24 protein-coding genes are annotated in these 24326 nt (G+C 50.0%); 14 read left to right on the top strand and 10 right to left on the bottom strand.

Annotated features, from left to right (window positions below; translation table 11 throughout):
- Nucleotides 1-46: 46 nt before the first annotated feature.
- The 3 genes from D0Y50_RS07510 to D0Y50_RS07500 are packed head-to-tail and all read left to right on the top strand — an operon-like array spanning nt 47 to nt 2163.
- A complete protein-coding gene (locus tag D0Y50_RS07510) occupies nt 47-643 on the top strand; it encodes a biliverdin-producing heme oxygenase (protein WP_117316236.1) in 597 nt (198 codons plus the stop codon).
- A 35-nt stretch (nt 644-678) separates the two neighbouring features.
- The gene (gene xthA / locus D0Y50_RS07505; RefSeq protein ID WP_108566224.1) at nt 679-1488 is read left to right on the top strand and encodes an exodeoxyribonuclease III; all 810 of its coding nucleotides are present in this window, start codon (nt 679-681) and stop codon (nt 1486-1488) included.
- 18 nt (nt 1489-1506) lie between these two features.
- On the top strand, nt 1507-2163 hold the full coding sequence (locus tag D0Y50_RS07500; RefSeq protein ID WP_108566225.1) for an energy-coupling factor ABC transporter permease: 657 nt from the start codon (nt 1507-1509) through the stop codon (nt 2161-2163).
- 246 nt (nt 2164-2409) lie between these two features.
- On the opposite strand, the gene D0Y50_RS07495 is transcribed toward D0Y50_RS07500, so the two are convergent.
- Entirely contained in the window at nt 2410-2970 is a 561-nt protein-coding gene (locus D0Y50_RS07495; protein ID WP_108566227.1) for a phosphoribosyltransferase, read from the bottom strand.
- 157 nt (nt 2971-3127) lie between these two features.
- Nucleotides 3128-4336, bottom strand: coding sequence for a lipoprotein-releasing ABC transporter permease subunit (locus tag D0Y50_RS07490; RefSeq protein WP_117316234.1), 1209 nt, complete (start codon nt 4334-4336; stop codon nt 3128-3130).
- Nucleotides 4337-4521: 185 nt separating this feature from the next.
- Between D0Y50_RS07490 and D0Y50_RS07485 the strand changes: the two genes are divergently transcribed.
- The 4 genes from D0Y50_RS07485 to D0Y50_RS07470 are packed head-to-tail and all read left to right on the top strand — an operon-like array spanning nt 4522 to nt 10526.
- The gene (locus D0Y50_RS07485) at nt 4522-5121 is read left to right on the top strand and encodes a PilZ domain-containing protein (RefSeq protein WP_108566380.1); all 600 of its coding nucleotides are present in this window, start codon (nt 4522-4524) and stop codon (nt 5119-5121) included.
- 52 nt (nt 5122-5173) lie between these two features.
- Nucleotides 5174-8665 carry a transcription-repair coupling factor gene (mfd, locus tag D0Y50_RS07480; RefSeq protein ID WP_117316232.1) on the top strand — a complete coding sequence of 1164 codons (3492 nt, stop codon included), beginning with the start codon at nt 5174-5176 and terminating at the stop codon, nt 8663-8665.
- Entirely contained in the window at nt 8666-10000 is a 1335-nt protein-coding gene (locus D0Y50_RS07475; RefSeq protein ID WP_117316230.1) for a CsiV family protein, read from the top strand. It begins immediately after the preceding gene.
- Nucleotide 10001: 1 nt separating this feature from the next.
- Complete coding sequence (locus tag D0Y50_RS07470) at nt 10002-10526, top strand: cob(I)yrinic acid a,c-diamide adenosyltransferase (RefSeq protein ID WP_108566231.1); 525 nt, start codon at nt 10002-10004, stop codon at nt 10524-10526.
- A 22-nt stretch (nt 10527-10548) separates the two neighbouring features.
- On the opposite strand, the gene D0Y50_RS07465 is transcribed toward D0Y50_RS07470, so the two are convergent.
- Together D0Y50_RS07465 and nagZ are read right to left on the bottom strand one after the other, a co-directional pair.
- Nucleotides 10549-11919: an SLC13 family permease gene (locus D0Y50_RS07465; protein ID WP_117316228.1), complete on the bottom strand. Its 1371-nt coding sequence runs from the start codon at nt 11917-11919 to the stop codon at nt 10549-10551.
- The gene (gene nagZ, locus D0Y50_RS07460) at nt 11903-12958 is read right to left on the bottom strand and encodes a beta-N-acetylhexosaminidase (protein ID WP_117316226.1); all 1056 of its coding nucleotides are present in this window, start codon (nt 12956-12958) and stop codon (nt 11903-11905) included. The genes D0Y50_RS07465 and nagZ overlap by 17 nt, the downstream gene beginning before the upstream one ends.
- A 75-nt stretch (nt 12959-13033) precedes the next feature.
- Between nagZ and D0Y50_RS07455 the strand changes: the two genes are divergently transcribed.
- Nucleotides 13034-15340 (top strand): penicillin acylase family protein, encoded by a 2307-nt coding sequence (locus tag D0Y50_RS07455; protein ID WP_176582450.1) that lies wholly within the window; start codon nt 13034-13036, stop codon nt 15338-15340.
- On the top strand, nt 15337-15807 hold the full coding sequence (gene ybaK / locus D0Y50_RS07450; RefSeq protein WP_117316222.1) for a Cys-tRNA(Pro) deacylase: 471 nt from the start codon (nt 15337-15339) through the stop codon (nt 15805-15807). The genes D0Y50_RS07455 and ybaK overlap by 4 nt, the downstream gene beginning before the upstream one ends.
- Nucleotides 15808-15826: 19 nt before the next feature.
- Here ybaK and D0Y50_RS07445 read toward each other — a convergent pair whose 3' ends face one another.
- Together D0Y50_RS07445 and D0Y50_RS07440 are read right to left on the bottom strand one after the other, a co-directional pair.
- The gene (locus tag D0Y50_RS07445) at nt 15827-16270 is read right to left on the bottom strand and encodes a rhodanese-like domain-containing protein (RefSeq protein WP_117316221.1); all 444 of its coding nucleotides are present in this window, start codon (nt 16268-16270) and stop codon (nt 15827-15829) included.
- 10 nt (nt 16271-16280) lie between these two features.
- Nucleotides 16281-17036, bottom strand: coding sequence for a sulfite exporter TauE/SafE family protein (locus D0Y50_RS07440; RefSeq protein WP_117316218.1), 756 nt, complete (start codon nt 17034-17036; stop codon nt 16281-16283).
- An 84-nt stretch (nt 17037-17120) separates the two neighbouring features.
- Between D0Y50_RS07440 and D0Y50_RS07435 the strand changes: the two genes are divergently transcribed.
- The 4 genes from D0Y50_RS07435 to D0Y50_RS07420 are packed head-to-tail and all read left to right on the top strand — an operon-like array spanning nt 17121 to nt 19154.
- The gene (locus D0Y50_RS07435) at nt 17121-17999 is read left to right on the top strand and encodes an MBL fold metallo-hydrolase (protein WP_108566237.1); all 879 of its coding nucleotides are present in this window, start codon (nt 17121-17123) and stop codon (nt 17997-17999) included.
- Complete coding sequence (locus D0Y50_RS07430; RefSeq protein WP_456300104.1) at nt 17986-18399, top strand: YeeE/YedE family protein; 414 nt, start codon at nt 17986-17988, stop codon at nt 18397-18399. Before D0Y50_RS07435 ends, D0Y50_RS07430 begins: the two co-directional genes overlap by 14 nt.
- Before the next feature lie 9 nt (nt 18400-18408).
- Nucleotides 18409-18825, top strand: a complete 417-nt coding sequence (locus tag D0Y50_RS07425) for a YeeE/YedE family protein (RefSeq protein WP_108566238.1) — start codon at nt 18409-18411, stop codon at nt 18823-18825.
- A gap of 14 nt (nt 18826-18839) precedes the next feature.
- Nucleotides 18840-19154, top strand: a complete 315-nt coding sequence (locus D0Y50_RS07420) for an ArsR/SmtB family transcription factor (RefSeq protein ID WP_117316216.1) — start codon at nt 18840-18842, stop codon at nt 19152-19154.
- 173 nt (nt 19155-19327) lie between these two features.
- Here the strand turns inward: D0Y50_RS07420 and arsH are convergent, their stop codons facing one another.
- Entirely contained in the window at nt 19328-19987 is a 660-nt protein-coding gene (arsH, locus tag D0Y50_RS07415) for an arsenical resistance protein ArsH (protein ID WP_232366508.1), read from the bottom strand.
- A 334-nt stretch (nt 19988-20321) separates the two neighbouring features.
- Here arsH and arsC point away from each other — a divergent pair, with 334 nt between their 5' ends.
- On the top strand, nt 20322-20774 hold the full coding sequence (gene arsC, locus D0Y50_RS07410) for an arsenate reductase (glutaredoxin) (RefSeq protein WP_117316212.1): 453 nt from the start codon (nt 20322-20324) through the stop codon (nt 20772-20774).
- 116 nt (nt 20775-20890) lie between these two features.
- On the opposite strand, the gene D0Y50_RS07405 is transcribed toward arsC, so the two are convergent.
- From D0Y50_RS07405 to pheT, 3 genes are all read right to left on the bottom strand, one after another.
- Nucleotides 20891-21460: a hypothetical protein gene (locus tag D0Y50_RS07405; protein ID WP_117316210.1), complete on the bottom strand. Its 570-nt coding sequence runs from the start codon at nt 21458-21460 to the stop codon at nt 20891-20893.
- A gap of 174 nt (nt 21461-21634) precedes the next feature.
- Nucleotides 21635-21934: an integration host factor subunit alpha gene (gene ihfA, locus D0Y50_RS07400; protein ID WP_108566243.1), complete on the bottom strand. Its 300-nt coding sequence runs from the start codon at nt 21932-21934 to the stop codon at nt 21635-21637.
- 3 nt (nt 21935-21937) lie between these two features.
- Nucleotides 21938-24325 (bottom strand): phenylalanine--tRNA ligase subunit beta, encoded by a 2388-nt coding sequence (gene pheT, locus D0Y50_RS07395; protein ID WP_108566244.1) that lies wholly within the window; start codon nt 24323-24325, stop codon nt 21938-21940.
- Nucleotide 24326 lies beyond the last annotated feature (1 nt).

Raw genomic sequence — 24326 nt, 5'->3', positions numbered from 1 at the left:
TGTCCCGTACGCCGCAAGGATTAACAAGATCAAGATACTGAGCACTATGGAAAATTTGTTTACCAGCCTGAAGCAAAACACTGTCGACTCACATCAGTTGCTGGAAACCACAGCACCGTTCAACACCATGCTAAAACCCGGCTTATTCAGCCAGCAAAGCTATACCGCTAATCTTTCAATTCTAGCCAGTTTTCATGAGTATGTCGCGGTTAAAATTGAGCCGAACAGTGAGGCCAGGGCGTTAACGGATTATCTGCAACCTGAACTAACGCTAGGCACTATTAAGCAGGATTTACAGCAGTTAGCTGTACCTTCCTTTGCCCCACCATTTACGGCGCCAATAGATAGCCATAATATGGCCGACTTGATTGGCGCCAGCTATGTCTGGATGGGGTCTTCAATGGGGGCCAAAATGTTACACCGCTGGCTAAACCAACAAGGTTACGCACATCTACCGTGCGCCTACTATGCCCACATGAGCAGTCTGGGCCGGCAGTGGCGAGATTATCAGCAATGCGCATTAGCCTTGGCAGCCAGTCATACTATCGACCACCAGCGCTGCATAGCGTCCGCGAATGGTTTATTTGAGGCATTAATTGAATGTGCCCGCCAGTACAGCGCCCGTACACAAAATATTTTATAATACCGTTAAGTTAAGGTTGGGAAATAAGTAGAATCATGAAAATTATCTCTTTCAACATCAATGGCCTGCGCGCCCGGCTCCACCAGTTACAAGCGATTATCGATAAACATCAGCCTGACATTATTGGCCTTCAGGAGATTAAAGTTCACAACGAGCAGTTTCCAGAAGAAGCGGTACGCGAGATGGGCTATGAAGTTTACTACCACGGCCAGAAGAGCCACTACGGGGTGGCTTTCTTAAGCCGTATTGCCGCAGACAAGGTACAGTACGGTTTTCCCACTGACGGTGACGATGCCCAGCGACGTATGATTATGCTGACATTTAGTGAGGGCCGGGACACCCCATTAACGGTGCTCAATGGCTACTTTCCCCAAGGCGAAAACCGCAATCACGAAACTAAATTTCCAGCTAAGCAAAAGTTTTATGCTGATTTAATGGAGTATTTAGATAATGCGCACACGAATGAAGACGACATTGTCATCATGGGTGATCTCAATATTTCCCCGAGCGACCACGACATAGGTATTGGCGAACAAAATGCAAAACGCTGGTTACGTACGGGTAAATGCAGTTTCTTACCCGAAGAGCGCGAATGGATAAACCGTTTATATGACTGGGGGTTTACCGACAGTTTCAGAGCGCAAAACCCGACCACGGATGATCAGTTCAGCTGGTTTGATTATCGCTCAAAAGGGTTTTTGGATAATCGCGGGCTGCGGATAGACCATATTCTGGCCACGCCAGGGGTTCATGCTAAACTTACCGATACCGGTATTGACTATGAGCTACGCGGTATTGAAAAACCTTCAGATCATGCGCCTATCTGGGCAGACTATTCGGTGTAACCCTGGCCCCTCCCGCTGGTGAGTAATTTACAGCTCGTCGCATTAGCCGCTTATGGCATCCTGTTATGGGTAGTCTATCAGCGGTTTGATGCCATAACGCTGGTGCGAGAGCGCTCGCGGGCAGCTGCTTTTTTCAATAGTTTTGTACTATTGTTAATTATGTGGTTGTTTCGGTTAAAAACTGAACTTGGGCCGGATATTCATTTTTTACTTACCAGTGCACTTACTCTCACCCTCGGTTTTCGCGGGGCGGTGTTGTGCGCATCTTTAGTATTGTTTACCCTGCTGCTGGCCGGCCAACAACTCTGGGCCCAGGCAGGGGTGCTAGGGCTAACCAGTATTGCGGCGCCAATATGTGTTACCTACAGTATTTACGCCCTGACTTTTCATAAGATACCGCGGCACTTTTTGGTCTACATTTTTGCCTGCGCCTTTATTCCTGCGGCACTTGGAATTGCACTACATATGGGGTTGTATGCAGGCTATTTAGCGCTCGACGGGATCTACCATTTCGACTTGCTGCAAGACAACTACCTGGGCGTTATCCCGCTGTTATTATTCCCCGAAGCTCTGTTAAATGGCATGGCAATGACCTTGCTTGTACTGTACAAACCGCAATGGGTTTATACCTTTAGCGACAAACTGTATTTTGATGTAAAAGACGACCAGGATTAAATTCTACTGCGCTGATAAAAACCTGCCGCCGCGGCGCCACTTACAGTCTGCTGGCCGTCACCAAGTGGGTTTATCCCAGCCGGCCGGCCCGCGCCAACGCCATTGGAATGCTGCGCACGGAGGGCCGCCTGGCGAGTACACCCAATTGCCGTTAGACCCAATAAAAACATAACAAACCGGCATAAAAAAACCGGCGCTTAAAGGCCGGTTTTTTTATGCAGACATATTACCTAGAGCGCTAAGACGTTACTTAAACAGTGTATCCATCACCCCTGCCAACTCGGCTTTACCTTCGCGAATCTCTTCTTCCGATAACCCGGCGATTTCGTGGGGGAACACTAACCATTCATCACTCTTATTAATGAAATAGTCTGGTACGATATCAGTTTTATTGTTCTGCGGTTTATACCACGGACAGGCTATACGTATATCTTTAGGCATATTCAAACGCATTAGCTTATTGATTTGAGCAATCAATGCTTCTACGCTTCGGCCGGAATCAAATACATCATCAACAATCAGCAACTTGTCATCTGCATTGGCGTTTTCTACCAGATAGTGCAAACCGTGCACCCGAATCTCTTTGCTTTGCTTGTTAATACCGTAATACGAGGACGTCCGTACGGCGATATGATCAGTGGAGGTATTTTTAAATTCAAAAAACTCCTGCACCGCTATGCCTATTGGTGCCCCGCCCCGCCAGATACCGATAATAAAATCGGGACGATAACCGTCTTCATAAACCCTGGCTGCAAGACGAAACGAGTCTTCTAATAACGACTGCGAGGTAATAAAATTCTTTTTCATATGACGTATCGGCCCAACTTTTAAAAGACCGGGATTATAGTAAATTCCGGCTCGCTTTGCACGGTTAATCGGGCATTGTTTTACCGCAGATTGAGCCGTTTAAATGGCCTGAGCACGGTACCGGCATGGGCTTGGCGGTCGCACCCGCACACTCTGTTCAGTCATTTTGTAGGGCGCTGGCAGGCTGTGTTTGCATTGCCCGGTACGCCGGATACAGGCTGGCGATAAAACATAATGCCAACGATAATACAGTATAAATGGCGACCTGCATCCAGCGTAAATCTACCGGCACTGCGTTGCCATCAGCTGAAAGCCCCAACTCAACCCCTAACAGATGCAAAATGTTGTTCAGCTGAAAGGTTAGCAATAGCCCAAGAACTAAACCAATAGCCGTCCCCTTAATACCATTGAACACGCCATTGAGCATAAAAATATGCATGATTCGGGAACGGGATAACCCCTGAGTTTGCAAGATCGCAATATCGCCCTGCTTTTCCGATACCACCATCACCAACGCCGACACAATATTAAAGGCTGCTACGGCGATAATCAGCGTTAGCATTAAAAACATCATATTGCCCTCCATTTTAACCGCATCGAACAGCGGTCCCTGGCGATCCCGCCAGTTTTGCGATGTCCATTGATGCTGGTTAATCTGCGCCAGGGTTTGCTGATAAGCAAAAGCGTCGTGCAAGAATAGCCGAAAATCGGTAGGGCTGTCAGCACTTTGCCGTAGCAGACGCTGCGTATCTGAAAGCTGCATAAAAATGAGTTTTTCATCCATCCGCGAGCCCACGTCATGCACCCCGCTGATCGTTACCAGCTTTTGACTGGGCAAGCGCCCAAAGGGGGTGTACACGGTGGCCCCAGCCACCAGCACGCGTAACGTATCGCCGGTAGCAACTTGCAACTGTTGCGATAATGCCTGGCTGATAATCACATTAAATGATCCCGGGCTTAGATCATCCAACCGGCCAATCTCAAGATGTTTTGCCAGCACACTGTGTTGCATTGCATCAGGTACAATACCCTGAATTTGGACGCCCCGGAGCGCCTTACGCGATTGCACTACCCCCTCGGTTTCGAGATAGGGCATTACCTGCCGTACATTAGGCAAATTATGCATGTCTTCAGCTTTAATAGCTTGCGCCGCACTTTGCTGCACCACGATATGCGGCACCAGGCCTAAGATACGTGACTTTAACTGTGCCTCAAATCCGTTCATCACCGACACCACAACAATGAGTGCCATTAACCCCAGGGCAATACCTGCAACTGAAAACCGATTGATAAACGAGACAAAACTATTGTGTTTGCCAGCCAGAGAATAACGCCAGGCAATAAAAGCTGAAATTGGGTGAAACATACAATTTTCGTTGTTTGATCGAAATGGATAGCTCACACTTACCTGAGTAAGTAATGCGCAGCATGGGTAACATCGTGCTAAAGTGCCGGTATAACAGCAGCACATTGCTAAGCAACACACCGGCGTATGGCATGGGGTATACTACGTGTAAGCGTATGTGCGCACAAGAATTGGTGGTAATAAATATGGATACCTTATCGTTAGCTGAGAAGCAGGCGCAGTTCGATGAATTTTTCAGCATTAAACACGAGCTTAAAGCGAATATTAAACCGTTTAGTGATGTTACCTTACTGCCGGCGCCGAACCAATTAGAAGACGCCATGCCGTATGCCTTTCGAATTGCCGGAGAAATGTCAGCTATTGACGCTGCTGCGATCCGGCCATTACGAAATTTAAGTGATCATGCTTCGGCCCTGGCAGAGTACTTAACCCACCAATCGAAAAAGATTGATTTAATGATGTCGTTTATCCTGCAACAGCAGGATGAACCCGAGTACCGACAAACCACCGTGAAAATTGGTGGCGGCGGGGTGGTAATTCACTCATCTACCCCGTTAGAGGTAGGCACCTATGCGCAGATAAAGCTCTTTTTAACCGAGGAAGCGGCTGCCATTTTTTGTTTTGGTGAAGTTATTGCTTGTCACGAAGACGAGGATGATTACCATATAGCCTTTATTTTTAACCGTATTCGCGAACAGGATCAGGAACTTCTGGTCAGAGCCAGTCTGCATCTGCAAACCCAGCAGTTACGCAAACGGGCTGAAGCCAGAGAAGATGATGCCTGACTGGCGGCTTAGGCCCCGGTCTCACCGCGTTTCTTAACCAAAACCAGGTGACATGACAGCTACAACCACAGTCTTGCCTCTTCCGAAAGCACGGTCCGATAGCCACAGTGAAGATCATCAGCATTGGGGCCACTTACAAGGCAGTAGCGCTGCCTTAGCGGTGGCCCGCGCTTATCAGCAAAGCTCAGGGCCGGTTGTGCTGCTCACTGCCGACACGCCTTCGGCGCTTAAAATGCAGCGTGAAATTGCCTTTTTCCTGAATACCAATGCCGCACAGGTTCCGATGTTCCCCGACTGGGAAACATTACCGTATGATATGTTTTCGCCGCATCAGGATATTGTCTCGCAGCGACTGGAAACCCTGTTTCATTTTTCCAGCCAGCGCCAGGGTATTTTTATTGTACCCGTGAATACATTGATGCAACGGTTAGCGCCGGTAGACTATCTGAACAAGTATTTATTGATGCTTGAGCAAGGTCAGACCTTAGATCGCGATCAGTTTCGGCGTAACCTTGAGCAAGCAGGCTACCTGCATGTTAGCCAGGTAATGAGCCACAGTGAATTTTCAGTTCGCGGTTCAATAATCGACTTATACCCAATGGGCAGCGATCGTCCGTTTAGGATAGACTTATTCGATGACGAAATAGAATCCATTCGGCATTTCGACCCGGAAACCCAGCGGTCAAGCGATACTGTCAGTGAAATTCGCTTATTACCGGCTCGCGAGTTCCCCACAGATAAAGACGCCATTACGTTATTCAGGCAGCAATTTCTTGACCGCTTCGACGCCAGTCAGGCTCATGAATCTGTGTTTTCTCAGGTTAGTAAAGGGACGATGCCCAGTGGGGTGGAATATTACTTACCACTGTTTTTTGAAAAGACCGCCACGCTGTTTGATTATTTGCATCCTGCTACCCGTTTAGTACTGCATGGCGACCTGATGCAGGCGGCTGAATTTTTCTGGGCAGATGTTAGCGAGCGGTACGAACAGCATCGCTATAATCTGGCGCGTCCCCTGCTGACCCCGGACGAGTTATTTTTGCCCATCAATAGCTTGTTTGAGCAAATTAAGAAGTGGCCTCGGGTAACATTATTAAACGAGCCTGTAGAAGACAAGCCCGGTTATACCAACGCGCCCAGTGTCAAACTCAACGACATCGCGTTAAACCCGCAAAAAAAACAACCTGCTGAAGCTTTACTAAAGACCCTGCAGGAAGCTAGCGAGCGTCACGCGCGGTTATTGTTTATCGCCGAGTCCCAGGGGCGCCGTGAAAACATGCTGGAGATTTTGCGAAAAGCAGATATCCGGCCGCGTCAGTTTGACGACTTTAACGCATTTTGTACCGCGGATGAGCCCATCGGCATTACCGTAGGGTTAGTTGAAAACAGCTTTAGCTGGACCGGTGATAACACTACCTTGCTTATTGTGACGGAAACCGAGCTACTGGGTTACAAGATAAGCCAGCGTCGGTTACGTACCAAGGCCAGTACGACGGATGAAAACGCCATTATCCGCAACCTGGCCGAGCTGTCAGTAGGCCAACCGGTGGTGCATCTTGACCATGGTGTAGGTCGCTATACGGGTATGCAAACATTGGATGCCGGGGGGGTGACAACCGAATACTTGTGTATTGAATACGCTAAACAGTCGAAGTTGTATGTTCCTGTGGCGTCACTGCATTTAATTTCCCGCTATACCGGCGGTGATGTTGATCACGCCCCTTTACATGCGCTGGGCTCTGATGCCTGGACCAAAGCCAAACAAAAAGCTGCAGAGCGGGTACGTGATGTGGCCGCAGAATTACTTGATGTGTATGCCAAACGGGCCGCCAATCCTGGTTTTGCCTACCCCATTGAGTGGCAGGATTATCAGAGCTTTGCCGATAGCTTTCCGTTTGAAGAGACCCCCGACCAGCAGCAAGCCATCAACGCCGTTATTCAAGATATGGGTAGCCCGAATGCGATGGACCGGCTGGTATGTGGTGATGTCGGCTTTGGTAAAACTGAAGTAGCCATGCGGGCTGCATTTTTAGCGGCCAGCCAGGGAAAACAGGTCGCCATTTTGGTCCCTACCACGCTGTTAGCGCAGCAGCATTTTGAAAATTTTCAGGACCGTTTCGCCCAGTGGCCATTTAATATCCAGGTAATGAGCCGGTTTGTCAGTGCCAAAGAACAAAAGCGCGTTGGTGAAGGCATCAGTGAAGGCAAAGTCGATATCGTGGTAGGAACCCATAAATTACTAAGTAATGATATTAAGTTTCATGACCTGGGGCTGGTAATTATTGATGAGGAACACCGTTTCGGGGTACGCCAGAAAGAAAAGTTCAAAGCCTTACGTGCTGACGTGGATATTTTAACCCTGACCGCCACGCCCATCCCCCGCACGTTAAACATGTCGTTGTCGGGAATGCGCGACCTGTCAATTATCGCCACCCCACCGGCCAAACGCTTGTCTATCAAAACCTTTGTTCAACAGCGTAATAAGGCGGTTATACGTGAGGCGATCATGCGCGAGATTCTGCGTGGTGGCCAGGTTTACTTCTTGCACAATGAAGTGGATACGATAGAGCGCACCGCAGAAGAGCTTGGCGAAATTGTACCTGAAGCCAGAGTAGCCATTGGTCACGGCCAAATGCGCGAACGCGAGTTAGAACAGGTAATGAGCGACTTTTACCACCAGCGTTACAACGTGCTGGTATGCTCTACTATTATCGAAACCGGCATTGATGTACCGACGGCCAATACCATTATTATGGATCGCGCCGACCGACTGGGCCTGGCTCAGCTTCACCAGTTACGCGGCCGTGTGGGGCGCTCGCACCATCAGGCCTACGCCTACTTACTTACCCCTCATCCTAAACGAATGACCAAAGATGCCGGTAAACGACTTGACGCTATCGCTAATCTGGAAGATTTAGGTGCTGGCTTTGCTCTGGCCACCCATGATCTTGAAATTCGTGGTGCGGGTGAATTGCTGGGTGATGAACAGTCAGGTCAGATAGCGACGGTAGGCTTTACCTTGTATATGGATATGTTGGACCAGGCTGTCACCGCATTAAAGGAAGGCCGGGAACCCTCACTGGATGCCTCTATGGCAGGCCAGACCGAAGTAGATTTACGTATTGCTGCATTATTACCTGATGACTATATTGCCGATGTTAATACTCGCCTCTCGTTATATAAACAATTGGCTAGCTGCGCCACACAACACGAGATTGATGAGTTTCAGGTAGAATGTATTGACCGCTTTGGCTTATTGCCTGAGTCGGCAAAAAATCTGGTACGGGTGGCGGAGCTTAAAATCATAGCCAAATCGCTGGGTATCAGCAAAATAGATTTGTCTGCCGGCGGCGGTAGCATCGAATTTAACGCAGATACACCGGTTGATCCGGGTTATATTATCCAGCTGGTACAAAGTCAGCCGAAAACCTTCAAATTTGAAGGCAGTCAAAAATTAAAAGTGGTCAAACCGACTGAGACTGCGGAGCAGCGTATAGCGTTGACGCGGGATATTCTTAGCGGTTTTGCCCAGGAGACGCGCTAAATGAAGTCTGCGCTACAAGCGTTAATGGCCACTGTGCTGATGAGTAGTGCCTCTATGGGACACGCGCAAGAAGACTGGTGGTTCGATGTGGAAGTGATTTTGTTTGACCGCGGTCAGGCAATATCCCAAACCAAAGAACAATTTGATTACGCTCCTGATCTTGCCCCCGTTTCAGCTGACTGGGACTTGCTGGGAAATTTACTGTATCCGGATATCAGCTGGTTAAAACAAAACTTACCGGTATGCGGGCAATCCTCCTCCCCCCTGTGGCAGGCGCAGCCTTCACTTAAAGAGATTACTCAGCGCTATGAACAGTGGCAACAAGCGCAACCGGGTTATACGCAGGGCGCGCTACCCGCGGCCCCTGAAGCGTCTTCCGGCGAACGCCCGGTAGGTGCGCTTGGTACCTCGCCGTATGCCAGCACGGTAGACCGCACTACTCAGCTAAACGATTCGCCAGGCCCTGATGCCTGGGCCATAGCGGGTTACTGGCTGGCTTTTAACTGGCCCGAACCAGCCCGGGTGTCGGTGCCGACCATGACGTATTGCGAACCGGCGCAACCATGGATTCGCTATCAAGATAATGAGTGGTTAGTGTATGCACCGGATAACCATTTACCCGCTCCGGCACAGGTGCCAATTGTGCCGTCCGGCGATGATTCTGCCGCAGCCAGCCCGCGAATACTTAGTGCCAAGGCCAATGAACTCGAGAAGTTGTCGTTGCAAATACGCAGCACCCGCGGGTTAACCCGGTTGTTGCACACAACGTGGCGCCAACCGGTGGCATTTGGTGAGGATAATGCTGCAGCAGTACGGCTGTTTGCCGGGAAAAATTATGCCCAGCAGTTTTTGCTGTCAGGACAGCCCAAACAGGAACAGTTGGTTACGCTGGATGTTGACGGGACGCGGGCCGGCCCCCAGCAGGAGCGTTTTTTTGAACAGCTTAGCCAGCAGTTGGCCAGTGATGAAGATGTTCCCTTTGCTACGCTGCTCGCCGCAGCCGATAACGCCGATACATCGCTGCAGGCAAAAGTGGAGAAAACCAGTGTTTCGCCACATGCGCCCATCTGGCAAATGGATGGCTATTTAAAGGTTTATCTGAAATATATTAATCAGGTGCCTTACCTGCATATTGATTCAATGCTGTATTACCGCCAGCCGGTACCGATGAATATTAGCCAGATTGCCAGTGGTGAAAAACCGCAGTACAAGCTGGTTTCAGTGCCTTTTCATCAAATGCGCCGGGTCATTAGCAAGCAGTTGCACTACTTTGATCATCCCTTGTTTGGCATGGTGGTCACGCTACGGCGCTCACCCACATCAAAAGAGCAATAACATGAAAATATACACCCGAGGGGGCGACCAGGGCCAAACCCGTATTTATGCTGATAAACCGGTGAAGGTAAGTAAAGCCGATACCGTTCTGGCATGTTACGGCGATATTGATGAGCTGAATAGCCAGGTGGGCCTGCTGGCTTGCCATGCCGATAGCGAGACCGACTTTTTGCACGGCGTTCAGCAAAATTTGTTTCAGTTGGGTTATGCGATCTCTGCCACCTCCAGTCTGAACGAAAGTGATGTGTTAGCACTGGAACAGCGTATCGACAGTTTGGCCGCCCCGCTGCCCCCCCAACGCAGTTTCATTTTACCCGGCGGGCATGTTTCTGCAGCGCAGGCGCATGTGTGCAGAACGGTTTGCCGGCGGGCTGAGCGTACACTAGTAGCAGCCAGTATGGAGCATCCGGTTCCCGCCACCACCATGGCTTATCTTAACCGCTTATCGGACTATTTCTTTGTGCTCGCCAGAAGCCTTAATGCAAGTGCCGGGCAGCCAGACATCAGCGTACCTGCACGTGGCTAACGGCTCACTTATAAACGGCCCGTTATAAACGAGTTACCGCAACTACGCCGGTAACAATCAATGCCAGGACAACATTTAAAATAGCGCCCTCGCGCGCCATAACCGGTACGCTCAGCCGCCCGCTGCTATACACAATGGTATTAGTGGGTGTGGCTACCGGCATCATAAAGGCGCAGCTGGCACTGATTGCTGCTGGCATCATCAATATCAACGGGTCTATTTGCATCGCCATTGCTGCGCTGGCCAGAATGGGCATAAGCAGCGTCGCCGTGGCGGTATTAGAGGTCACTTCGGTAACAAAACTCACGCTAATACACAACACCAGTATGATGCCTAGTAACGGAAATACTGATAACCCGCCAAAGGCATCGCCCAACCGTTGGCTTAGTCCTGACGCCACGAAAGCACTGGCCAGGCAAATCCCCCCAGCATACACCAGCAACAACCCCCAGGGGATTTGGGTAGCGGTATCCCAGTCTAAAATTTGGCCGGGCTTTTCGCGGTTACCATCCGGAATTAAGCACATTAACAATACCCCAGCTATGGCAATCGTGCTGTCGCTAACGTTCGGCATATTCAGAAAAGCGGTCCAGTACGGACGAAAAATCCACGCCATCGCCACCAGCCCGAATGTGATTAACACTCGTTTTTCAGCACGTTGCCATGTTCCTGACTGCGGCAAATCAATCTTAGGCATAGCGCCTACCGACCGGGTTAGCCATAATGCCATCACCGGAATGCCCAACACCACAATGGGTACACCGGTGCTCATCCAGTTTAAAAAACTGATTTCACTGCCGGTTACCTGGGTATACACATTCATGAATATAATATTGGGTGGGGTTCCAATCGGCGTACCTACCCCACCTAAACTGGCAGCGTAGGCAATACCGAGCAACAGGGCGGTAGCCAAACGTTCTGAGGGCATTACAGTAATGATTGCCATCGCGATAGGTAGCAGCATTAGGGTGGTCGCGGTGTTAGAGATCCACATACTTAGAATTGCCGAGGTTAGCATAAAGCCTAATACCAGCCGTCGCGCGCTACTGGCACCAGTGACGTTAAGCATGTAAACAGCTAAACGTTTATGCACACCCGATTTTTCCAGCGACTTGGACAGCATAAATGCGCCCATGAGCAGTAATATTACGTGGCTACCTAAGGCCGCAGAAGCTTGCTGGTAGGTCATCACCCCGGCAGCCGGAAACGCCACAAAAGGAATAAGCGCAGTCAATGCAATGGGCAGCGCCTCGGTCACCCATAACATGGCGATAAGCACGGTCAGCCCGGCCGTGATCGCTTGCGGATACGCCAGCCCTGCAAACGCGAGTGTCTGCCAGCTAACCATACTGCTGACAAGGCTAATACCAATCCATTTATAACGTATTTTCATAATGACTTAGTAGTGAAACTGCGTGTTGGTATTGCTGAGCAGCATTCCCCACCGCCTGATGGCGGTTGAAATGCGTCAGCCGCGGGTTATCCATTCCGGTCCCATTTAAATAGCCTATCGCCGGGCTATCAGACAGACCGCTTTGCTGAAGAAAGCAATTATCAGTCAGACTCTCTAAAATAGCGCAGGCGCCTGCCGGGTTATTACATGCCAACACCATATCGCAACCAGCTAAGAGCGCCCGGGCAGCGCGCTGTGGATAATCGCCCGCCACACTGGCCCCATGCATCGACAAATCATCGGAAAATATAGCCCCTTTAAACCTTAATCGCTGGCGCAGTATTTGTTGCAGCCAAAACGGCGAAAAGCCAGCAGGCTCGGGCGCTGCGTCAGAATAAATAACATGTGCCGGCATAATGCCATCAAGGCGGGCGATAAGCCGGGTAAACACCTGCATATCGAGCGCTTCAATCGCCGCGAAGTCACGCTCGTCCACTGGTAAGGCGACATGCGAGTCTGGCTCTACACTGCCATGGCCGGGAAAATGCTTACCAGTTACCGACATGCCCTGCGCCTGCATGGCGCCAATTAAACTGGTTGCCAGAGTTACTACGGTCGCCGGGTCTTTGGCGAAGGCGCGATCGCCTATTACCTTGGAATTACCATTAATATCCAGTACCGGGCCAAAACTTAAATCAATATCCAGCGCTGTCAACTCGTGAGCCAGGATATGTCCACACGCTGCGGCCAGCTCGCACGCCTTAGGTAAACTTGCGCACGCCGGTAGCAGTGCGCCCATTGCCGGTAATGATGTAAAACCGTGACGGAACCGTTGCACCCTGCCGCCTTCGTGGTCTACACCAATGAGTATAGCGTGTTTGGCAGCGTGCCTGATATCTTGGATCAGCGCCGCCAGTTGGGGCTTATCGATATAGTTGCGGCTAAACAAAATGACCCCGCCAACCAAAGGATGGGCCAGTCGTTCACGCTCTTCGGCGGTCAACGCGGTACCCGCGCAGTCCAGCATCAGTGGTCCCATTACATCTCCTGCTTATTTATTCTTCAATTGGAACGTTCAAACCGTTACGATAGAGAAAAACAGGGAGTATCGCACGTGTTTAAGTGGATAAAAGGATTGTTTTTCAGTGTATTGGTTTTCGGACTGCTGGCACTTGCCGGCGTGTTTGTTGTATTAAACCAAAGCCTGCCACAGCTTGATGGCACTGTACAGAGCAAGCCACTCAGCCAGCCGGCTAAACTGATACGCGATGACCTGGGTCAGGCGGTTATTCACGCTGCCACGCGTGACGATGCAGCGTATACGCTAGGGTATGCACACGCTCAGGACCGTTTTTTTCAAATGGATATACAGCGCAGAGTGGCTGCAGGTGAACTATCAATATGGGTGGGTAAGCGGGCCATCGAGACCGATAAGAAAGCCCGCTTTCATCAGTTTCGTACCCGGGCGCAGCACATCCTGTCCAACCTGCCCGCCCCCCAGCGCCGCCTACTTACCCGCTATAGTCAGGGGGTGAATGATGCCCTGTTGGCCTTTGGCAGCAAACCACCAGAATACTGGCTAACCGATTTTGAACCCGCGCCCTGGTCCCCTGAAGATAGCTTACTGGTGGTGTTTTCCATGTATCTGGATTTACAAGGCGGACAGCTGGAACTGGACCTGGCCCACACCGGCGTTGCCCGTTATTTTGGCCCCCAGATGTTACCGTTTTTGCAGCAAAGCTCTTCCTACCAGGCGGCGTTGGATGGTTCGCGCATAGCGCCTTACAGTGGCCCGGTTCCCCCATTGGACGAGGCGAATAAAGCCCCCTGGCATGGTTCACCGCCGCCGGAGGTGGGCAGCAATAATTGGGCGGTTAGCGGCACGCGTACACATTCAGGTAGTGCCATGCTGGCCAATGATATGCACCTTGGCTTACGGGTCCCCACCACATGGTACCGAGCCCAGTTAAATTACACCCGTAATGCAACGCCTGTTCAAGTCACCGGAGTAAGCTTGCCGGGGTTACCCGGTATTGTCGTTGGCACCAATGGCCATGTGGCCTGGGGGTTTACCAACGCCAACCTGGATAATGTCGACTGGGTGGCATTACCCGAGGACACTAGCCGTTCCCAGCCTTATGCCCTTTCTACCTGGCAGCAAGACGACCATTTCACCAGTAAAGACGCTACCGTGGAGCACCAGCTAACCCTAAGTCAGTATGGGCCGGTCAGGGTTATCGACAATCAGCGTTATGCGTTAAAATGGGTCGCCCATCAGCCGTACGCGATTAACCTGAACATTGCAGATATGGATCTGGCGCAAAATGTCGCCGCAGCGGTCGAGGTGGCACACGGCATTCGAATACCATTACAAAATATGGTGATAGCCGATGCCGCCGGGGCCATTGCCTGGACCCCGGCGGGTGCCCTAACGGGGCGCAGTAAACCTACGGCTACGGCTATCACACCCGATCAGCTATCGGCCCAATGGGCCGCCAACGAAACCAACCCACCGGTCATTATGCAACCTGAGTCAGGGCGGATCTGGACGGCGAATTCGCGGGTAGTCTCAACCGGTCAGTTGAACCGCTATGGCGATGGCGGATATGCTTTAGGCGCCAGAGCCCAGCAAATAAGAGACCGCTTGTTTGCCCGTGACACCTTTACTATCAGTGACTTCTACCAGATTCAGCTTGACAACGAAGCGCGGTTTTTAACCCCATGGCACGAACTATTAACCCGCCAACTTCAGCAAAGGCCTAACGAGTTTGCCGAAGAATTGAACGCATTGGCTAACTGGCAGCACTGCGCGTGTGCAGCGTCGGTCGGCTATACGCTGGTAAGTGTATTCAGGCAAGACGTTATGAACCGCTTACTTAGCCCGGTAATGCATACCCTATCGGTCCATGGCTACCAGCCTAACGGGCTACTGCGCCAGGCAGAACCCGCTGTTTGGCAGCTTATTAACACCGAGCCTGACGATTGGTTGCCACCAGGTTATCAGCATTGGGATAATTTTTATTTAGGCACCTGGCGAGCCACTAAGGCCCGGTTGTTTGAACATCACAATACCGACCAGCTTAGCCAGCTGACCTGGGGTAAGGTTAATCAGCTTAGGGTGGCTCATCCCTTCGCCACGACCCTTCCACTTTTGCAGGACTATCTCAATATGCCGGCGGTCGCGGGGTTTGGCGACCGCTTTATGCCTGCTGTACAACAGCCTGCTTTTGGCGCTTCGCAGCGCCTGTTTGTGCAACCCGGGAAACTGGATACTGCCGTACTCACGCTACCTGGCGGTCAGTCAGGGCACCCTTTATCCAGTTTTTATCGAACGGGTTTCAAAGCGTATGCTGAGGGAGACGCCACCCCGCTACTACCAGGCCCGGCAAAACATACGTTACGCTTAGAGGTAGCCGAATGACCCCAGCTATATTGCTGCTCGAAAAACACGGTATTGCGCATCAGGTTCATGAGTTTGGTCACAGTAAATCAGCACAACCTTATGGGATTGAAGCGGCCACAAAGCTAGGTGTAGAGCCAGCTCTGGTATTTAAGACATTAGTTGTCAGTCTGGATGGTAGCCTGGGCGCAGTGGCCTTGCTACCGGTGGATAAAAAACTTGATATGAAACAGCTCGCCAAACTTTACGCTGCCCGTAAAGCAAGCCTTGCCGAGGCGGCGGCAGTTATCCGGCACACCGGCTATTTACCCGGCGGGGTGAGTCCGCTGGCACAGAAAAAACATTTACCTACCGTTATTGATAACAGCGCCAGCCAGCTGCCCATCATTTACATTTCCGCTGGCAAACGCGGGGTGGATATCTCACTGGCCCCGCAAGATTTAGCAACCTTGACCGACGCGGCGTTTCATCGCCTTTGCAAAGCGTGAGCAACCTATACCCCTGCGTTTACGGGGTATACTGCGCCACCGGCAAACCTGTTTCACACCATTTTTTATAGCCGCCGGCCAGCGAATACACCAGGGGTATCTTCATTTGTTGTAATGATTGGGCCGCTAAGGCTGAACGCGCGCCCGAACGGCAATATAAAATAATTATCGGACGCTTCACTGGGTATGCCGTGGCACTGGATGCTTCCTGTGCGGGGGTATCGGCGGGTTGAGTAATCTTACTGGTTCCCCCACAGTGGACGCTGATAAGTTGGATAATGCGGCTTTCCAGCAGCCCCCGCGGGCAGCATATCGCCCCCGCGATAATACCGTCTTGCCATTCCGCCGGTTCCCTTGTATCGATAAACAATACATTAGCCGGGGAGACGGCGGCCGCCTCGGTTACGGTGAGTTGCGCTATTGTTGCAGTCACTTGCGCCACATAGTGCTCAAAAGTTTCCATTGGTGCCCCCTTAGACTAACCAGAGCCGGTCAATAATCATAATACTGGCAATTGCAACTAAACATCCTGCAAATAGCCGTTGTAAAAAGGTAGCGGAAAGCTTTCCCGCCATATAAATACCTGCCCAGGTACCGGCAATTCCGCATCCGCCCATAATCAATAACACAGAGGGTAGCCAATTCACCGAGGCGTCGCTGATAACCAGGCTGAACACAGCAATGGCACAATTAATAGCGATCAAAGCCAGGCTGGTAGCACTCGCCTGACTTATTGTTAAACCCGCCACCAAGGTAAGCGCAGGCACAATTAAAAAGCCCCCGCCCACACCAACCAGACCGGTTATGCCACCAGTAATAAAGCCAATGGGTAACAACCAGCCTAACGAGGGTGTATGAGCAGGTAACGCTGGCTTTTTCGCTAGCATACGCCAGGCACTGACTAACATAATGGCGACCAGCAGTAGTAGCTGCAGCTGCGCGGCAATAAACATCCCGACCATTGCGCCCAACGCTGCTCCCGGTACACTGGTAAGGGCAAAGCGGTTAAATACCGGCCAGCAAAAACGGCCCTGGCCTTTTACACTGTTGATTAACGTACCCGCTAACGCAATGATCCCCACAATCACCAGCGAATGAGCAATAGCGGTCTTCTCGTCCATGGGGGTAAAAAATATTAACGCTGGCACCGTGAGTATGGCGCCCCCCGCGCCCAGTACCCCTAAACTTAGGCCAATAACCATGGCGCTTAGTACAATCATCCACAACATTTGCTTGCTAATCTCACTTTATTTCGTATATTACGAATATACGATCTAATAATTTATCTTGCTACTCTTTTTTGGAGATTAACCATGGCTGTACAAATAGAAGCCTTCTATGACTCCGCGACCGGGACCGGAAGCTATATTGTCATTAATAGGGCCAGTAACCAGGCCCTCATTATCGACCCCGTACTGCACTTTGATTTGAATTCCGGGCAGTTGTCATTCGAGCTAGCCAACCAGCAACTGGCATTTTTGCAAGCCAACCATTTACAGCTTAAGTATATTTGCGATACTCACGCCCACGCTGACCACCTTAGCGCTGCGGCTTATCTAAAAAACCACACTGATGCGCTAACGGTGATCAGTCAGGGAATTGGCGAAGTACAGCAACGTTTTAGCGCTCGGTTTAATAAACCGGTGGTAGAAGATCTAACCCAACTTTATGATGTGCTGGTAGCAGATGGCGACATCCTGACACTTGGGGAGATAGAAATACACGTACTGGCCACACCCGGGCATACATCTGATAGCGTGAGCTATTATATTGAAGACAATATATTTGTCGGCGACACCCTGTTTATGCCGGATATTGGCACCGCGCGGTGTGATTTTCCCGGTGCTGACGCGGCTACGCTGTATCATAGTATTGCTCGAATTCATGCTCTTCCGGGTACCACTAAAATCTGGCTGTGCCACGACTACCCGCCGCCGGGACGGGAAGTGTCCCTGCAGACCACGGTAGCCCAAAGCCGGGAACACAATATTCATATCAATCACCAAATTAGCAAACACGAATTTATCCACCGGCGCCAGGCAAAAGATCGCACATTAGGCGTTCCCGCCTTGCTGTACCCGGCTTTACAAGTAAATTTGTGGGGCGCATTACTTCCTGCAAAGGAAGATAACGGCCGTCGGTTTATAAAAATACCAGTGGATTGTAAAGGAGCTGATTGTGCAGGTATCTGAGTGGGGTCAAGCGTTTGCCGGTGGCATGTTAATAGGCTTGGGGGCCATTATGCTGATGTTATTTAACGGCCGCATTGCCGGTATATCAGGGATTGCTGCTAACGCCTTCACGGCGCCAGGCCAAAGCAGCTGGCGCTGGGCATTCTTAGTGGGCTTAGTCATAGCGCCATTACTTACCCGCCAATTCGGGTTTAGTTTACCAGCACAAATACCAGGAACCTTATGGCTTATGGCAGCGGCAGGTTTGCTGGTAGGTATAGGAACCCAATTGGGTTCCGGCTGCACCAGTGGGCATGGGATCTGTGGCTTAGCGCGGTTCTCACCGCGCTCGTTACTGGCCACCCTGGTGTTTATGGGCAGCGGCATTGTCACTGTCACCCTGGCTCGCCATTTACTTTAGGAATTTACCATGCAACAGTTTATTAGTGCGCTTATCGCTGGCGTATTGTTTGGGGCGGGCTTGACCGTGTCGATGATGACGGACCCGGTCAGGGTACTTGATTTTTTAGATGTGACAGGAGCATGGGACCCTACCCTGGCTTTCGTAATGGCGGGCGCGTTGGCGATATACATGCCGATATACCATTTTTACGTAAAACCCCGCGCGCGCACCGTTTTCGGTGAACCCTGTCAGCTCCCTGCCGCTACTGCGCTGGACACCCCCTTAGTAAGCGGTGCTGGGCTATTTGGTATCGGATGGGGTTTAAGCGGGATCTGCCCCGGGCCCGGTATCACGAATTTAACTGGCGGAGATCCGGCTATATTCATGTTCATCGGGTGCATGTTACTTGGTATGATAACCACTCGGACGCTACGTAAAACATAAACTAAGGAAACTGAATGAGCCCGCAAGACATGGCGGAAAATGCACAAACCGCTGCACACTTGCTCCGTGCAATGGCAAACCGTCATCGGCTAATGTTGCTGTGTTTACTGAATAATGGGGAGCGCTCGGTAACGCAGCTCAATGAAGTACTAGCGCTGCCCCAGTCGACGCTGTCACAGCATTTAAGTGTACTGCGTAAAGAAGCTCTGGTTACCACCCGGCGTGATGCTCAGACCATATATTACTCGTTGGCCAGTACCGAGGTAAAAACAATAATTGCGACCCTTTATCAACTTTACTGTATGCCAAAGACCGAGCCTGCGCAATAATCCTCGGGCGCACCGTTCCGCCCCCATAGGTGTTAATAAAATAAGCCTAACATTATTAGCTATGCCTGAGTTACCCGTGAGCTACGTGTGAATTACGCGTGAGATAGGCCTGGCCGGCGGACTTCAGGCTCGCGCACAGGATAGCCGCAAGCCTGAAGCGGTAGATAGTGCGCTTAAATAGCGTGTTGATTTACCCGTTTACTGACTTCTTCTGCGGTTTCTACACGCTCTGAATACCGGTCCACTAAATACGCTTTATTATTTCTCAGTAACAAAGTGAATTTCATGAGTTCTTCCACCACATCAACAATGCGATTGTAAAACGGCGATGGCTTCATGCGGCCTTCATCATCAAACTCCAGATAGGCTTTGGGTACTGACGATTGATTTGGAATAGTAAACATACGCATCCAACGTCCCAAAATACGTAGTTGATTGACAGTATTAAATGACTGCGAACCGCCGCTTACCTGCATCACCGCTAATGTTTTACCTTGGGTAGGGCGCACCCCGCCAAGATTAAGCGGTACCCAGTCAAGTTGACTTTTAAAGATTGAGGTCATCGATCCATGACGCTCAGGAGAGCACCATACCTGCCCTTCTGACCACATCATCAGTTCTCTGAGCTCTTTTACTTTCGGGTGGCTTTCATCGGTTGTGTCGGTTTGCGGTAAGCCTGTCGGGTCAAAAATTTTTGCTTCTGCTCCCATCGCTTCGAGGATTCGGGCACTTTCTTCCACCACTAAGCGACTGAAAGAACGCGCACGTAATGAGCCGTAAAGCAACAAGATACGGGGCTTGTGCTCCCCCTCATCAAGTGAAAAATGGCTCATTTCCGGATATGAAAATTGTTCGCTTTCGATATTGGGCAAGGGGGTAGTTTGGTCGCTGGACATCGTGACTCCAAGTTAGCTATGAAGAGCGCGGCTTCAATGAATACATTACATATGATTTTTCGTATGTGAGACTATCACATATGCTTTGACGTATGTCAATAAGCCGCCGGGGGAAGAAGACCTAAATGGCGACGCTGCGAACGGCGTTTCAAGCCTGTATTGTTATGCAATCAACCAAGCCTGGATAGCCATAGAAGTCATTTGACATATGAATTTTCATATATAATATATAAAACCGTTCAGTGACCACCACGACTTATAGGATATGCCCATGCCACAACCCACTTCCCAGGAAACATTCCAGGTAGTTATCCATCATAATCCGGAATGCGGAACGTCGCGTAATGTTCTCCAACTAATTAAGGACGCTGGCTATACGCCTGTCATTATCGAGTATCTTAAAACAGGTTGGTCGCGACCTCAGCTGCAAGCTTTGTTTGCGGCCGCCGGACTGACACCGGCTGAGGCGTTGCGTAAAAGCAAGTCGCCAGCAGCAGCGTTAGGGTTATTGGAAGAGGGCGTCAGCAATGAGGCTATTTTAGCTGCTATGCTCGAACACCCGATACTGGTTAACCGCCCTATCGTGGCAACCGCCAAAGGCGTTGAGCTATGCCGTCCCAGTGAAAAGATACTTGATCTGTTACCCCAATGGCCAGCGGGTCCGTATTTTAAAGAAGATGGTGAGCAAATATTAGATGAACAGGGACAACGGGTAATTGCTTAAGGCATGCCATCACGCCTGGCTGCATCCACAACCAGATGAGTTGGGCGGTTATGTAACGGCGAGCATTACCTGAATACTATTTATACGCGATGTTTAAACAAGGCGACGTGAGCTTACTACTTTGCGGCGTTTGATACTGGTTGGCTGGCAGCGATAAAGCGTTCTTGCCATAATTTTTGGGCAGCCTGACGGTGCGCTTTAGTGACTGTCTGCCCCTCGGCCAGGGTACCGGCAATTTGTTCAATGATGCTGTCACGTTTGCGAATAAGCGCTTGCGCTTGTTTGTACAAATCATCCGCTTCCGGGTACTTTTCTTTTAAGTCTGTTATATCCTGTAAATTGGCATAACGGGCTTCAAATGCGTCGTTAAACAAGCAACGTTTTGCGTTAAATACCACATAATTTCTGGCTTTATCAGAAACTAAATACGCTAAATCACGCTCACTGAAACCTGCTTCTTTACCGACCGCCTGGCCTTTTGCCAACCACTCGTCAATCGCCTGCTGATCGTTCTTTTTAACCGCCTGCTTTATACCTGCACTTAAATCGGTCGCCGTTAAAATATCCATAACATTAATAACCGGCACAGGCTCACCGACGGGTTCTGCTGATTGTTCCGACAGCCACATAAAATAGCCGCCAATCGCAATAATACATACCACGCCAAGAATAAGCAGTTGCTTCATAATACGCCTTTAATTAACTAAGCTTTAGCGTGTCGCCAAAACACGCTACCAACAGGCACAGCCTACCGGTATGGGGAGATTTTATGAAAGAGACTGAACGAAATCAGCCCCATAGGATAAACAGCGGATAACAAGGTTGCTATCCGCCTGAGCAGTAGTTTACGTCGTGTAGAACTATTCTACAGTCGGCTTAGTATTTTCCACCCGGCTTTTCAATTTTTGGCCAGGTCGAAAGGTAACCACACGACGGGCTTTAATTGGAATGTCCTCTCCGGTTTTCGGATTCCGGCCCGGACGTTCATTTTTATCCCGCAGGTCAAAGTTACCAAAACCTGACAATTTCACTTGTTCACCAGATTCCAAGGCTGTTTTGACTTCCTCAAAAAAGCCTTCCACTAAATCCTTAGCGTCTTTTTTGTTTATACCCAGTTTTTCGAATAAGTGTTCAGCCATTTCGGCTTTGGTCAATGCCATAGTCTACTCTCTTAACGCTGCCCCGAACTCGGATTCTAACCCTCTAACCACGGTATCCACTGCTTGTTGTATCTCAGCTTCTTCCAATGTTTTATCCGGATTCTGTAAAATCAGGGATAAAGCCAGGCTTTTAAACCCGGGCTCTATGCCTTTTCCTTTATATACGTCGAACAAGTTTAGGCCAACTAGTTGATTTACGCCAATTTTTTCTACATAAGAAAGAATGGTTCCAACAGAAACTGCGTCTTTTACTGTAATTGCTATATCTCTACGGTTCGCAGGGTACTTAGAGATCGTTTTTGCCTGAGGTAAAGTTCTTTTAGATAAAGCAGTTAAGTCCAACTCAAACACAAACGGACGGCCATTTACCCCAATTAATTTGGTAAATTGCGGATGAAGCGCGCCTATATAGCCAATCACTTCACCGTTAAGCAATATCTTTGCCGACATGCCTGGATGTAACGCGGTATGTTCAGTTGTTTCGAAACTCACCGCAGAACTATTCCCCATCAGCGCTAATAAGGCTTCAACATCACCTTTTATATCAAAAAAATCAACTGGTTCATCGTTACCATGCCAACTTTCTGCCAAGCGACGTCCAGCGATTACTCCGCCGATAACAGGTTCTTGAGATACCCCATTAGGCGCCGACGCATCCGGTACAAAACGCAGGCCGGTTTCAAACAAACGCACCCGGCTTTGCTGGCGTTTTTGATTATAAGCCACAGCGCTAAGTAGCCCAGGCCATACACTGACGCGCATTACCGACATATCCATTGAAATCGGATGCGGCAATACCAGCCCTTTTACCTCAGGGAACAAAGCTTCCTGAATCTTCGGGTCAACAAATGAATAGGTGATGGCCTCATTGTAACCACGAGCGATTAATTGTGCTTTAAAGACACTTTCATCAATCCGGGCTTCCTGAGCAGGCAACATCGCCAAACTGGCAGCAGGCGCTACATTTGGAATGTTGTTATATCCATATACCCGCGCAACTTCTTCGATTAAATCTTCTTCAATAGCGATATCAAATCGATAACCCGGAACTTCGGCCTGCCAGCTGTCTTCAAGCTGAGTCACCTGCATGCCTAACCGTGTAAGCATTTCGGTTACACTGTCAGGTGCAATATGAATTCCTAACACCCGCTCCAGGCGTGCTTTGCGTAAGACTACCGTGGCTCGTTCAGGTAAATGTTCCTTGGCGACGGCTTCGATCACCGGCCCCGGCTCACCACCGCAAATTTCAATAATTAACGCGCTGGCACGCTCCATAGCGTTGCGTTGTAAATTTGGATCTACCCCTCGCTCGTAACGATGTGAGGCATCAGTATGTAAACCATACTGGCGGGCCCGGCCCATAATTGCATCACGGGCAAAAAACGCGCTCTCCAGCAATATGTGCTGGGTGTCGGTATTCACTCCTGAATGCTGTCCGCCAAAAATACCCGCAATAGCCAGCGCTTTGTGATCGTCTGCAATAACTAATGTATTTTCAGCCAATTCTACCGTGGTCTCATCCAGTAAGGTTAACGACTCCTGGTTGCCTGCCATCCGCACATGAATGTTGCCTTCAATGCTATCCAGATTAAATGCATGCATAGGCTGACCCAGCTCAAGCAATACAAAATTGGTCACATCCACAATAGGGTCTATGCTGCGAATACCGCTACGGCGTAGTTTTTCTTTAAGCCACAGTGGCGAGCTTGCTGAAACATCTACATTACAGATAACCCGTCCCAAATAACGAGGGCACGCATGGGGCGCTTCCAGGTTTATCGAAAGTTTATCGTCAATAGTCGGCGTCACCGGTTCAATAGCAGGTTCGCATACATCCTGATTATTCAGTACACCCACTTCCCGGGCTATACCGCGAATGCCCAGACAATCAGCACGATTGGGGGTTAAATCCACATCGATACTGTAATCATCAAGGTTCAGGTACTGACGTATATCCTGTCCTACCGGCGCATCCGCGGGCAGTTCCATAATACCGTCATGATCATCGCTGATACCCAACTCAGAAAAGCTGCATAACATACCAAATGAGGGTTCACCACGTAGCTTGGCCTTTTTGATTTTAAAATCGCCAGGCAGTACTGCACCCACTTTCGCTACGGCCACCTTGATGCCCTGACGACAGTTAGGTGCACCACACACGATATCAACCAGTTCATCGTCGCCAACATTGATTTTTGTCACACGTAGCTTGTCTGCATTGGGGTGCTGGCCACATTCCACCACTTCGCCTACCACTACGCCCGAAAACGCGCCGGCAACCGGTGCTAATTCATCTACTTCCAAACCCGCCATGCTTAGCTGTTCAGATAGTGCCTGTGCAGACAGAGCCGGATTAACCCACTCTCTTAACCATTTTTCACTGAATTTCATA

This window comes from Salinimonas sediminis (assembly GCF_003429285.1).
Taxonomy (GTDB): Bacteria; Pseudomonadota; Gammaproteobacteria; order Enterobacterales; family Alteromonadaceae; genus Alteromonas; species Alteromonas indica.
The sequence above is the reverse complement of the archived record's forward strand: the minus strand, read 5'-3'. Positions and strand labels throughout refer to the sequence as shown.